This window comes from Paenibacillus sp. FSL R5-0407, from assembly GCF_038009185.1.
In the GTDB taxonomy this organism is placed as follows: Bacteria; Bacillota; Bacilli; order Paenibacillales; family Paenibacillaceae; genus Fontibacillus; species Fontibacillus vini.
In genome coordinates, this window is the sequence record NZ_JBBPAX010000001.1 from 4,018,963 (window position 1) to 4,031,841 (window position 12,879).

The window sequence follows — 12,879 nt, forward strand, 5'->3', positions numbered from 1 at the left end:
ATCCAGGATGCTGATCGATTATCATACCCATCACGCCCGTTGCGGGCATGCCGTTGGTTCGTTGGAACAGTACGTACAGCGCGGTATTGAGATCGGTTTGACTCAAATCGGGCTGTCCGATCATATGCCGCTGCTGCATGTAGATCCGGCAACATATTATCCGGAAATGGCCATGCCGATGGAAGAATTGCCGCGTTATGTGGAAGAGGCGTTTGCCCTCAAGGAAAAGTACCGCGGTCAGATCGACGTCCGGGTAGGCTTAGAGGGAGATTACATCGAAGGCTGGGAAGAGCAGATCAGTTCCATTATCCGGGAGTATCCTTGGGATTATGTGATTGGATCGGTTCATTTTCTCGGCGAGTGGGATATTTCGGACTTCCGGCAGGTGCATAACTGGGAGGGCCAGGACGTGTTTGCCGTGTATGAACGGTATTATGATGCGGTTGCCAAGGCGGCACGGACCGGGTTGTACGACATCATGGGCCACCTCGATGTAATTAAGCGCTTCGGAAACCGGCCGGACCCGGGAAGAGAAGAGGAAACCATCGAGTTGGAGCGGCGAGCGCTTAGCGCGGTCAAAGCGGCCGGCATAGCGATGGAGCTGAATGCCTCCGGGCTGTCCAAGCCTGTGGCGGAAATGTTCCCGAGCCGCCGGATTCTGGAGACTGCCGTACAAATGGGCATTCCGCTTACGGTCGGTTCAGACGCGCATGATCCGCTCAAGCTGAGCGAGCACCTGGACAAGGCGCGGACTTTGTTGTATGAGCTCGGCGTGCGCGAATTGGCCACGTTCGAGGGACGGCGTAGAACGATGATTCCGCTTCTTTTAACGGAATAACGGTTACTGAGTAAATCTTAAGACGGTCTTGGGACCGTCTTTTTTGTTTTGGTCGTCTCACATTCAATATCCATCCGATTCGACAATTCTCTCCCTTTCCTTTTGCTGGTGGAAATTCCTCCGGAATGTGCGATTTTCCGTAAGTATTTCCCGTGGGAGGACAGCTTTCACTATGGTATACTGTGAGATGGAGAATAAGACTTGAGAGTAAGAAAAGGGAGGTGCCTTGTTTGAAAGAGAAAAGGGAACCCGAAGAGAAACGGGGAAACGTACTGCCGATCTCTATGGATGCGGGCTTTTTCTTTGAGCGGGCTGTCTCTTCATTGGACCGTTACCACTACGACAAGGCATTAAAATATTTTCGCAAAGCGGTGGAGTATGAACCGAACAATCCGGTAAACCATTGCAATATGGCGGGGATTTTGTCGGAAATGGGGGACTACGAGGCGTCCAACGCCGCGTTATCCGTCGTTCTGAAGGAGATCGACCCGAATATGACGGAATGTTATTTCTATATGGCAAATAACTATGCGAACATGGATAATTTCGAGGCTGCCGAAGAGGCGCTTGTAACGTATTTGGAAGAGGATGCTAACGGCCAGTTCCTGACGGAGGCGGAGGAAATGATGGACCTGCTCCAATACGAGCTGGATCGTCCGACGAAGCTGAAGAGCATCAAATCAATGGAAGGCGTAGTCGAGCACGACCGGGCCCGTGAATTGCTGGAAGAAGGCAAGTTTACGCAAGCCGTGGCGATCCTGGAAGAAATCGTGGAGAAGCGCCCGGATTTCCATGCGGCCCACAACAATTTGGCGCTTGGCTATTACTATCTTGGCCTGTTCGACAAAGCCATGGATACGATCGGAGAGGTACTGAAGAAAGAGCCGGGCAATCTGCATGGGCTGTGCAATTTGGCTATATTTTATCAGCATGCGGGCAATAGCGCTGCACTGCTGGAGCTTTCGGGCCGGTTGCGCAAAATCATTCCTTTCCACCAGGAGCATGTGTTTAAGTTAGCAACAACGATGGGGATTCTGGGCGAGCATGAAGCGGCCTTCGGACATTTTAGCCGGCTGCTTCGAAATGGAGAGATGGACCAGGACCCTTCGTTGTATCATTATGCCGCGGTAGCGGCCTATCATACGCAGCGTATGAGCGCTGCCAAGACATTGTGGCGCAAGGTTAAGAGGCTGGATCCTGGCAGCGGAGTAGCGGACTTTTATTTGCAGGGCCTGGAAGAACGGGAGACGACCGGGGCTCAAATTTCCCGCTCTATGACGGTTAGCTATCATTATCATCTTCCATTTGAAGAGCAGTTCAAGCATTGGGAAACGTCCCAAGACAATCTGGCTTCCGAAATTAGCGGGAATCCGTTGGTACGCTCGTCCTTTTTCTGGGCGCTGCGCCACGGGGACGCAAAGACGAAGCTGCAGGTCATCCAGGCATTCGGCCTGATTGCCGACCTGGAAGTGGAGGAAGCGCTGAAGGCTTTTCTGCTGGAACCTGAAGAAGATCAGTATTTAAAAGATATCGCCTTGTTCGTCCTTCGTAACCTGGGCGTTAATCACCCGTTGCCCGTCTGCTTCGGCGAAAAAACCACGCTGGTAGATCCCAGCCGGGTCGCATCTGGTTTACCGGTCTGGAAGACCGAGTGGCAGGCGGTCGTCGATTTGGCGTTGAAGCAGATGAAGCGGAGCTTTGACCTTCAGCAGCAGCATGATCTTGAAACCTTATGGGCGGAATTTCTCACCCTATTATATCCGGAGACTCCCGAAATTACGCATATCGAAGGATGGGCCGCCGCGCTGGAATATTTGACGGCCAAAATCCACCGTCGTCCTGTCACTTACGAAGCTGTGGCGGAGCGCTATGGGATTTCGGCATCCACGGCCCGCCGGTATACCCGACGGATCGATGAAGTATGCGGAGTGAAGGAGAAGATGGAAACCATCTTTCCTTCCGTCCAATAGCTGTACAAAAACGGGTAAAGCAAGTCCAACTTGGGTAAAACTTAGTATAAGTAGATATTCAAAAAGTCGACTTTTCAGCACCGAGAAGGTTGGATGAAGGAGGGACTGAGGAGCGGAGCGTAGGCAAAACCTACGTGAGTACCGGAAGGCCCTTCTGAATTCAAGACTCGACGCCGGGTATGCAACCTGGGCTACTTCGTGATCAAAAGGTGACTTATTGAACAACCTCTATAAGAATGAGTTTCAATAAGTCAGGCTTTAGAGGCCTGGCTTTTGAATATCTTTTATGTTGAGAATTACATATTTCAAGGAGGAGGCGCCATGTATAAATCAATTGTAATCGGAACCGGTCCCGCAGGTTTGACGGCGGCCATTTATCTGGCCCGTGCGAATTTGAACCCGCTTGTCATTGAAGGAGTTCAGCCGGGCGGGCAGTTGACGACGACGACCGAAGTGGAGAATTTCCCTGGATTCCCCGAGGGCATCCAAGGACCTGAGCTAATGGACAATATGCGTAAACAAGCCGAACGTTTTGGTGCCGAGTTTCGCAGCGGTTGGGTGGAGCAAGTGAATTTTACCGATCGTCCGTTTAAAGTGAAGGTAGAAGGCGGAGAAGAACTGGAAGCGGAGAGCATCATTTTGTCGACCGGAGCTTCGGCGAGATATCTCGGGATTCCGGGCGAGCAGGAAAACGTAGGTCGCGGGGTCAGCACTTGTGCAACTTGCGACGGATTCTTTTTCCGCGGCAAAAAGATTGTCGTGGTCGGAGGCGGCGACTCCGCTATGGAGGAAGCTAGCTTCCTGACGCGATTCGGTTCCAGTGTGACGGTGGTACACCGGCGTGATGAGCTGCGGGCCTCCAAGATTATGCAGGACCGGGCCAAGAACAACGAGAAAGTGAAATGGGCGCTGAACCGGACTCCGTTATCGGTTGAAACGGATGAGACCGGCATAGTGAAAGGCTTGAAAGTACGGAATAATGAAACCAATCAGGAGGAACTCGTGGAGGCTGACGGCGTCTTTGTGGCGATCGGGCACACGCCGAACACGAAGTTTCTGGGTGACGCGATTACTACCGACGATCACGGCTACATTGTCGTGAAGCCGGGTACGACGGAGACGAATATCCCGGGCGTATTCGCCTGCGGAGATGTACAGGATACGCGCTACCGTCAGGCAATCACCGCTGCCGGGTCGGGCTGCATGGCCGCGATGGACTGCGAGAAATACCTCGAAGGCAGCATGGTACATGACTGGAGCGAGACCCTGAACCCGTAAGACAGCATAAATGAGAAGCCTTTCCCTAATCCGCCCGGCCTGACCGGGCCGGACTATGGGAAAGGCTTTTTGAGATGCCGGAGTAGACTATCTGTAAGCTAGAAGTGTAAATTTTGGTATCAACGGCTGATCAGTCGTATATCCTATGTATATACACTTTGGGAGGAATGAGTTATAATTGGCTCATTAGAAAGGAAAGGATGCGACAGTGATGACTACGGCAACGCTCAGCAAGTGGGGAAATAGTACAGCTATTCGTATTCCGAATCAATTACTGAAACGGCTCAATCTGGAAGAGGGCACTGAAGTTGAGATTATTGTGACACCAGAAAATGACTTGTTACTTCGTCCTGTCGATAAACCGCAAGAATCGAATGAGGAGCTGCGAGCTCATTTGCAGAGTCTGCTTTCAAAGATTAAGCCGGGTGCTCGTCATGAGGAGATCGATCTCGGTGTTGAAGGGGATGAGTTAATTTGACCCATCCGCGGCGCGGAGATTTGGTGTGGCTCGATTTTGATCCGCAAGCGGGTCATGAACACGCTGGTCGGAGACCGGCAATTGTGTTGTCCGAGGCCGACTTTAATGAATTGACCGGTTTTGCAGTCGTGTGTCCGATTACGAGTCAGATAAAAGACTATCCATTCGAGGTTGTTTTGCCGGAGGGACTACCGTTTTCCGGGGTAGCTCTTACGGATCAATTCAAAAGTTTGGACGTGAGAAAGCGGCGAATCCATATCGCAGGACATATTAGTCCGGAGTCAGAATTTATGAGAGCCGTCCTTCGCAATGCGCGATCTATTTTGGCATAGAGCAAAGCGCCGTTTAACCTTGGAAGCAGGGTTAAACGGCGCTTATTTATTTTGACAATATCTCAAATCCAACCCTTCTCTTCAGCAAGACGAACGGCTTCGATCCGGCTCTTCACCTCAAGCTTATTCAAAATCTCGGAAATATAATTGCGAACCGTCCCGTAGGACAAATGCAGGCTTGAGGCGATTTCGCCGGCGCTATTTCCATCTGCTGCAAGCCTTAGGATATCCTGTTCTCTCGCGGTAAGGGGGTTTTCCTCCCGCATGCTGCCGAAAACCAACTCGGGCGATACTTCCAGATGTCCGGCCATGACGCGGCGAATCGCTTCGGCCAGCTCATCGCTGGACTCGTCCTTGAGCAGGTAGCCTTGAATGCCTGCCTTGGCGGCTCTTTCAAAGTAACCCGGTCTGGCGAAGGTAGTCAAAATAATCACTTTGCACGGAGACCCTTGCACCTTCAGTTTATCTGCGACATCGAGCCCGCTCAGCCGGGGCATTTCGATATCCATCAGGCAGACATCGGGCTGGAGCCGCTCAATCAGGTCGAGCGCTTCAACCCCGTCCGCCGCTTGTCCGATGACTTCGAGATCATCTTCGAGATCCAGCAGAGAGGCGAGCGCGCCTCGCAGGAGGCGTTGGTCTTCCGCGATGACAATGCGAATCACGCCGATACACCTTCTTTCTGTTCTTTAACGATTAAGGGGACGGTTACCAGAAGCCGCAAACCGTTTTTCTCCCCGGAAGATAAAGACAAGGAACCATCAATTAGGGAAAGACGTTCGGCCATTCCTTTGAGCCCGTTACCGGGATCAACCTTGGCGGCAGCGGCAATCGTATCTCCCGTTTCGAGTACGTTTCCGTTGTCCTCCACCGACACTTTAACGACCGCATCGGTTGTGCTGATCGTGATGAAGCAGCGGCTTGCCTCGCTGTGCTTTACGATATTGGTGACAGCCTCTTTGATGCAAAGGCTGAGGATGTTTTGCGTCAGGTCGGATACACTTTCCAAAGCAGCATCCCCTTCAATGTCCAGAGAAATGTCGGCGGCCCGGAGGATTTCCCCGGCCTCCGCCAGACCTTCCGCCACACTTACGGCCCGCATATCGGAGACGAGCTCCCGCACTTGGCGAAGCGCGGCCCGGGAGGTCCGCTGGATCTCCCCGGCTTCCGTTTGGGCACGCTCCGGATCTTTAAGTACCAGCTTTTCTACGAGCTGGCTTTTTAAAGTGATCAACGAAAGGGTATGCCCCAAGGTGTCATGCAAATCCCTCGCGATGCGCATGCGCTCTTCCCGTTTGACCAACTCTTTGATCTGCTGATTCGCCAGATCCAGCTCCTTTTCGAGGTTCTGTCTGCGGACCATAGAGCGGATCCCGAAAGGGGACGCAAGCATAATGGCAAAGAAGGGCAGTGTAAAGACGAAATCATTTAGAGATATACTTGCTACTGCTAGCGATAGGGGCACAAGCTCGACCAAAGCAAAGGCGATCATGGCGATATTGAATTTGCGGTGATCGGTATACCACCCGATAAAATTGGCCGTGAAAAAGCCCATGTACAGGTTAAACGGATTGTAGAACATGCATAGCACGACGATGATCGCCATTTGCAGAGCGAGCCACAGGGAAAAGGCTTTTCCCGATACCATGTAGAGCTGACGATAGGTTACAACGAATAAGGCGATCATTGCGTAGCCGAGGATCAGCTTCAGGCCGGTCTCGTTACGGATGTTGAATATGGGCAGAGCGATATAGATCAGCCACATGAAAGGAAATAATCCGTACTTTTTTGGAAACAGCGTGAACTTTTTCCCGGTTGACATTTTGAGCTACACCACTTCCTGTTTTTTTCTGATATACGTGGATAGTATCATAAACAGAATGAGATAGCCCAGCAAAATCACAACATTACTCCAATGCGGTGCATTCCCGCGAATAATTTCCCATGCTCCATTGCCAAAATTGTAGGAAGGTAGCCATTTTCCGATGTTTTGCATGAGCTTCGGGAGGACTTCCATCGGCATCCACATGCCGCCGATAACAGCGAGAGCCATGTAAATGGCGTTGCTGACTCCACTGGCTGTGTCGACCCGTTTCATGGTGCCGACCAGCGTACCGATGGCCAGAAATGGCAAGGAGCCGATCAGAATCCACAATGCACTGTAGATCCAAATAGAGATAGGCAGCGATACGTTGTTGATCAGAACACCCGCCACAAAAATGAAGATGATTGAGAGAAGATGCATTACCGTTTGGCTGAACATTTTTCCAAAGAAATAGATGGGGCCAGGCAGCGGCGTCACCCGCATGAAAGTCGTCCAGCCCTGTGTCCGTTCCTGTACCAGACGAATGCCGAGGGTCATTATGGCAGAGCCCATTACACTGAAGGTGGTCATCGACATGAGATAATGTGCGGCCCATTCCGCCTGATTGTCCGCCCCGGTATTGACGACCCGGGTAAAGATGAAGTAGAACACGATCGGCATCAATAGAGACCAGAATACATAGTAGGGATTTCGGATTACCCGCAACAGCTCGGCTTTGCATTGTTTTAACAGCATGGACGTTTTCATAGTTATACGGCCTCCTCTTGATTTACGGTCAGTTGTTCAAAAGCCTCATCCAATCGCCCTTGGTCGATCCGGATATCCCGAACCTCGAGCTTTTCCGCAAAAATGGACTCCAGCGCCAGGTCGGTATCGTCCGTATTCACGTAGATCCGTCCATCCCTGTCATAGTGATCGGTTAGCAGCGGCAAGGCTTTAAGCCGTTCGCGGAATCCCGGTCCATCTTGGCGGGGCATGAAGGAGACCGAGCGTTTCACGATCCGGGACTTGATCTCATCCGGCGTTCCGTCTGCTACCAGGGCACCTTTATGAAAAAGAAGAATCCGATCGGCGGTATCGTCAGCTTCCTGCAAATAATGGGTCGTGAAAATAATTGTTTTACCCTGTCCGGCCAGCTTCCGGACACTGTCCCAGAATCGGCGGCGGGCGGTAATATCCAGTCCGACCGTCGGCTCATCGAAGAAGAGCAGGTCGGGATTGCCCGCCATGGCGAGAGCGAAGCCGAGACTGCGCTTTTGTCCGCCGGACAGCTTTTCCGCGTATCGCTTGAGGTCGCTGTCCTGAAGCCCGGTCAGGGTTATCAGAGATTCCATATCCATCGGGTTCGGATAGTAACTGCGGATGAGGTCCAGTACCTCTCTGACCTTCAGCCGGTCCATAATGCTGACTTCCTGAAGCATCGCCCCGGTCTTGTCACGGACGGATTGGTCCTTGGGGGCTTTGCCGAACACTTTGATCTCACCTTCCGTTGGCTCAAGTAACCCGAGGATCATCGATAACGCGGTAGTTTTGCCCGCCCCGTTGGGTCCCAGAATTGCCGTAACCGAGCCTTTTTCAATTCGAAAAGAAAGGTCGTTGACCGCTTTTTTATCCTTAAACATTTTGCTGACATGCTTCATTTCTATAATGGCTTCCATAAGTTCGCCTCCGTTATTACTGATCTTATCCATAGAATACCGGAGGGATGGAACCGTCGTTAGTAAGGAGTGTCATGAAATGAGGGTGACAACTGTCATGAAATGAAGCGGGAGGAACGAAAAAAGCCGCTGCATAGGCAGCGGCGGGGCGCATTAAGCGAGCGTCAGGCCCGATGTGAGCTAGAATATTTTTATCAAAAGAACGATTACGCCAATAATGCCGACAAGGATCAGTAAATTTGAAACTTGCCTCCAAAGCCCGGGTGTTCCTTCGGATTGAAGCTTTTTTTGGTTAGTATCGTAGTTGGCTTTAAAGGCGTACGGGTCGTCAGGTTCGCGGAAAGGTTTATGGTTATCGCTAAACATGAATCAGCTCCCCTTTCGTATTCCTTGATTTCCATAATTATACCAAATGGAGTAAGAAAAGTTCCAATCCATAGAAAAACCGCCCGGGTAGCGAGCGCCCCCTTAGCTTTATAGATGCTTTGGGATGCTCCTTCCGGACGGTTTGTTTGTTTTGCAGGCGTTAAATTTCCTTGCGTCGGAAATGGATCAGTCCGACTGCGAAGAACAGGAGGAAGCTGCCGACGACGGTAATCATCAAGCTTTCGAGCGGAAGGTTAAACGCGCCGAAGTTCTCCTCCCTGGTTGGCATCATGGCAAGAACGGGCTGGGCCCACGGATAGAATGGGCCGACTTTTGCCGAATTGACGATCAGTATGTTGGGGATCGTCAGCGAGACATTCAGGGCGAGCGGAGCGGCAAAGCTCGCCCAGCTCAGGGACACGCCGAGCTGCAGCGCAACCAGCGGCAGGCAGGAAACCCAGCCGCCCAGCAGGCTGGAGGCGATTGCGGCCCAAGGGATCGGGGCCGTGAAGCCCTGGATCCAGCCGGCGGCAAGGATGCCGGCCAGGAACAGCAGCTGGCAAATGGCCAGCAGGCCAGCCACGACGGTGAACTTGGCCAGATAAACGGATGTTCGCGAGACCGGCAGGACAAGCAGTTGCTTCCAGCCGCCGCCGGTATGCTCGTACCGGCATAGGAAGGCCGGGAACAGGCCGGACATAATCGGCAGGAAGAACAAGGCATGAAGCGTGACCATGGCGCCGAGCATGACGGTCCAAGGGTTCGCATCGCTATACGACGTTTCGGTCAGCGCGCCGATCAACGTAGACAACAGGGGACTGGCCAGCAGAAGCAGCCAGATGCGCGACTTCGACATTTTCAATCTTTCCGAAGACAAAACACGGAAAAAGGAGCCCATTTATTCCACATCCTTTCGGTTGAAGTGGATCATACCCATCACCATGATAACGGCGCCGCAGATGATGCCTGCGCCGACGAACCAACTGGCATGAGGGCCGCTGTAACTGAAGGTCGGCCAATTGAGCGGGAACCATTCCGGAAGCTGCAGGGCAAACGGAGATATGATGGCTGCCGCTACCCCAAATGTCACCGGCAGAGCCTGGTTTCGGAAGGTTAGCGACAGCCACAACTGAAGCGCGAGCAAAGGCAGCGCGCCCAGATAAGGGAAGAAGCCCATCCGCAGGATGTCGCTCAGCGGAATATCAGTACCGAAACCAAGCGCCAGGCCCAGCACGATCGTAAAGATCGGCAGCAATATACAGGACGCCGTAAGCAGCAGAAAACAAAGCGTAAACTTGCCGCTGAACACGGCGGTTCTGGAAATAGGCAACGCCAGAAGTTGTTTCCAGGAACTCATTTGATGTTCCACATTAGCGACCAAAGAGCTGACCAAGGTTACGCCCAGGTAAAGCGCAATGGGAACGAAAATGACGACATTGTCGATCAGGCCGCCCCAGAGGTCCTCCGCGTACTGCTTTTTCAGGTAATCAAGCCGCAGCCCGAAATTGAGCGCCTGCATGGCGACAAGACCGATTGGGGCCAGAAAAATAAGGAACCAGATTCCTTTCCCGCGGATTTTGAGGAAGTCGGCCGACAAAGAACGTAGCATCATGGCCGGACTCCCTCCCCGATAACTTCCATAAAAATATCTTCAAGCGACTTTTTATTCTGTTCCACCCGGTAAATGTCATGGCCGTTCTCGACCAGACGCTTGACGAGTTGGGCCACCTGCGGATCTTTCATGCCCGGGAATACCAGTGTGCCCTCCTTCAAGATACCGGCAGCACCCAGGTCGCGGGCCAGCCAAAGCGCGGAATCAGGCTCGGAGACGACCAGTTCCATGTCATGCGAGGCTTGAAGCCGCAGATTCTGGATCGTATCCTGGAATACCATTTGCCCTTCCCGGATGATACCTACCCGGTTGGCCATTTGCTCAACTTCGCCCAGCAGATGGCTGGAGACAAGCACAGTAATACCATATTGGGCCGGCATGCTCTTGATCAGCTCGCGAATCTCATGAATCCCGGCGGGATCAAGACCGTTGGTAGGCTCGTCGAGAATGAGCAGATCCGGGCTTCCAAGCAGGGAGGCGGCAATGCCAAGCCGCTGCTTCATCCCGAGGGAGTAGCCTTTAACCGCCCGGCGCGACTCGCTCGTGAGCGACACGATCTCCAGCACCTCGTCGATGCGCGACTTCGGCGCGCCCAGAATGCGGCGGATCGCTTCCAGGTTGTCTACGGCGTTCAGATGGCCGTAATAGGACGGGTACTCAACGAGCGACCCGATCCGGCGGAGTATTGCGAGTTTATCCTTGCGCAGCTCGCGGCCGAAGATGCGGATAGAGCCTTCAGTGGGCTGGATCAGACCGAGCAGCATGCGGATTGTTGTCGTTTTGCCGGCTCCGTTCGGGCCGAGGAATCCGTAGATATCCCCTTTGGCTATTTCCAGATTCAAATGGTCCACCGCTGGCCGTCCACGGTATTTTTTAGTTAAATCCTTCGTTTGAATAATCATTTCATGATTCACGTAATATCACCTCGGTAATGATCATATCGTCCGAAGTTTAAAGGTGAAGGGGGCCCAAGTTTAAATTTTGTTTAAATCTTTGGTTTGATAGAGGTTGGTTTGATGGGTTTAGCAGGCCGATATCAAGTCTTTAACAAGTCTAAGTTGAGTACAGCAGGTTACTCGGAGTACTTCAGGTAATTGAGAAGTTATCTTAGAAACTGCTGAGTATACTTCAACCTCGGCCGATCCCGAGAACTCGGGTCAATCCCTTCCAACCCTCGCCACCCCCCTCCGATCCCCGCCCAGCGCTGCTAACGAACCGTACCGTACTTATTTGCTAAAAAATGGCCTCAAATCAGATCTAACGAACTCCAGCGACGCTATTGAGTAAATTTAGGCATAAATAGTAGCAGTTTGCTCGGAATAAGGTTACTGGGGTTCGTAAGAATCTTAAACTGCGGTATTTAGGCCAAATAAGGTTTACTGAGTTCGTTAGGTGCAGAGAGACGAGAGTTTTCGAGGCAAATGGCAAATTGGATATACGGTGGAAAGTTAAAACAAACTCCCAAAGTGCCATCAAACCCCACCAACCCCACGAATCTCATTTTCTAACGAACCGTACAGTACTTATTTGAGAAAAAATGGCCCCAAACCAGATCTAACGAACTCCAGCGGCGCTATTGAGTAAATTTAGGCATAGAAAGCAGTAGTTTTCTCGGAATAAGGTTACTGGGGTTCGTTAGAATCTCAAACTGCGGTATTTGGGCCAAATAAGGTTTGATGAGTTCGTTAGGCGCAGAGGGACCAGAACCAGGGAGCTCCCAGGCGAGTGGCAAAATGTTTGTCTAAAGAAACTCCAGCGGTTTTGAGTATGTTCAGCGAATGTTCAACCCAATAACCCATATGTACGGTATCGTTGCTGGCCTCCGGCGACGAACAGAAGACGGAGCTCGACTAGTTTGTGAAGAATCCTTCTAGCGTTTTGAGGGGTTATTCTGAGGTGGTTCGCCAGCTCTGCTGGTGTAAACGGGCGGAATTGCCGTCTAGCGTAACGAAGAGTCTCCGCCTCGAGCCAGGTTAAGGGAGAAGGTATGTCCGTGCTGATAAACTTTCCGATAAAGGCGAGGACCAACTGCTGGCAGCGTTTCGGTTCGTCGGTGATGGAAAGAAAAGCTATCGGGAGAAAAATCCAATCGTCCAATGCCATTAAACAGTGCCGCCAACATAAGTCTTTAAAGCGTCGTACATCGAGATCTCTTGCATGAGGTCCGTAACCTTGAATCTCGATGCCTCCCTTTGCTGCGCCACCCGGCAGGTAGGCTAGATCCACGTAACGGTAGCCGTTGTTTGCATCTCGTACTTCCCATTCCGGATATAGGTGATCGAAGTTTTTTACGGCAGGGAACCAAACCGAACGCAAGAATTCAATTGTGCCATGGCCGAGACCTTTTTCCAATATTTCGCGTCTTCTAATGTTTTGTTCCTCCTCAATAGCTGCTTGAATCCATTCCTTATAAGCTTGTTCGAACCTCAACATCGTTAATAACACCATCCTCTCATTCATTGAGTATTGGGGTAGAAAAGCAAAAAGCCGCCCTGACAACTTCGCCTCCCATCAGGGAGGGA

The 12,879-nt window shown here is 51.8% G+C and carries 14 protein-coding genes; 5 read left to right on the plus strand and 9 right to left on the minus strand.

Features of this window, described 5'->3' with window-relative positions:
* The first annotated feature begins 7 nt into the window (after positions 1–7).
* From hisJ to NYE70_RS19070, 5 genes are all read left to right on the plus strand, one after another.
* Positions 8–838: a histidinol-phosphatase HisJ gene (gene hisJ, locus NYE70_RS19050; RefSeq protein WP_341047416.1), complete on the plus strand. Its 831-nt coding sequence runs from the start codon at positions 8–10 to the stop codon at positions 836–838.
* A 284-nt stretch (positions 839–1,122) separates the two neighbouring features.
* Entirely contained in the window at positions 1,123–2,808 is a 1,686-nt protein-coding gene (locus NYE70_RS19055) for a tetratricopeptide repeat protein (RefSeq protein WP_341047636.1), read from the plus strand.
* Positions 2,809–3,129: 321 nt separating this feature from the next.
* Positions 3,130–4,086 (plus strand): thioredoxin-disulfide reductase, encoded by a 957-nt coding sequence (trxB, locus tag NYE70_RS19060; protein WP_290407852.1) that lies wholly within the window; start codon positions 3,130–3,132, stop codon positions 4,084–4,086.
* 211 nt (positions 4,087–4,297) lie between these two features.
* On the plus strand, positions 4,298–4,564 hold the full coding sequence (locus NYE70_RS19065) for an AbrB/MazE/SpoVT family DNA-binding domain-containing protein (protein WP_341047418.1): 267 nt from the start codon (positions 4,298–4,300) through the stop codon (positions 4,562–4,564).
* A complete protein-coding gene (locus NYE70_RS19070; protein WP_341047420.1) occupies positions 4,561–4,896 on the plus strand; it encodes a type II toxin-antitoxin system PemK/MazF family toxin in 336 nt (111 codons plus the stop codon). Before NYE70_RS19065 ends, NYE70_RS19070 begins: the two co-directional genes overlap by 4 nt.
* A 62-nt stretch (positions 4,897–4,958) precedes the next feature.
* Here the strand turns inward: NYE70_RS19070 and NYE70_RS19075 are convergent, their stop codons facing one another.
* From NYE70_RS19075 to NYE70_RS19115, 9 genes are all read right to left on the minus strand, one after another.
* Complete coding sequence (locus NYE70_RS19075) at positions 4,959–5,561, minus strand: response regulator transcription factor (protein WP_341047421.1); 603 nt, start codon at positions 5,559–5,561, stop codon at positions 4,959–4,961.
* Complete coding sequence (locus NYE70_RS19080) at positions 5,558–6,718, minus strand: sensor histidine kinase (protein WP_211025119.1); 1,161 nt, start codon at positions 6,716–6,718, stop codon at positions 5,558–5,560. The genes NYE70_RS19075 and NYE70_RS19080 overlap by 4 nt, the downstream gene beginning before the upstream one ends.
* Before the next feature lie 6 nt (positions 6,719–6,724).
* Positions 6,725–7,468, minus strand: coding sequence for an ABC transporter permease (locus tag NYE70_RS19085; protein WP_211025121.1), 744 nt, complete (start codon positions 7,466–7,468; stop codon positions 6,725–6,727).
* 2 nt (positions 7,469–7,470) lie between these two features.
* A complete protein-coding gene (locus tag NYE70_RS19090; protein ID WP_341047422.1) occupies positions 7,471–8,379 on the minus strand; it encodes an ABC transporter ATP-binding protein in 909 nt (302 codons plus the stop codon).
* Between the two features lie 180 nt (positions 8,380–8,559).
* Positions 8,560–8,745, minus strand: coding sequence for a hypothetical protein (locus NYE70_RS19095; RefSeq protein WP_290407856.1), 186 nt, complete (start codon positions 8,743–8,745; stop codon positions 8,560–8,562).
* A 160-nt stretch (positions 8,746–8,905) separates the two neighbouring features.
* Positions 8,906–9,643 carry an ABC transporter permease gene (locus NYE70_RS19100; protein ID WP_290407857.1) on the minus strand — a complete coding sequence of 246 codons (738 nt, stop codon included), beginning with the start codon at positions 9,641–9,643 and terminating at the stop codon, positions 8,906–8,908.
* Entirely contained in the window at positions 9,644–10,357 is a 714-nt protein-coding gene (locus tag NYE70_RS19105; RefSeq protein WP_290407858.1) for an ABC transporter permease, read from the minus strand.
* A complete protein-coding gene (locus NYE70_RS19110; protein WP_211025219.1) occupies positions 10,354–11,259 on the minus strand; it encodes an ABC transporter ATP-binding protein in 906 nt (301 codons plus the stop codon). The genes NYE70_RS19105 and NYE70_RS19110 overlap by 4 nt, the downstream gene beginning before the upstream one ends.
* Before the next feature lie 880 nt (positions 11,260–12,139).
* The gene (locus tag NYE70_RS19115; RefSeq protein ID WP_341047423.1) at positions 12,140–12,790 is read right to left on the minus strand and encodes a transcriptional regulator; all 651 of its coding nucleotides are present in this window, start codon (positions 12,788–12,790) and stop codon (positions 12,140–12,142) included.
* Positions 12,791–12,879 lie beyond the last annotated feature (89 nt).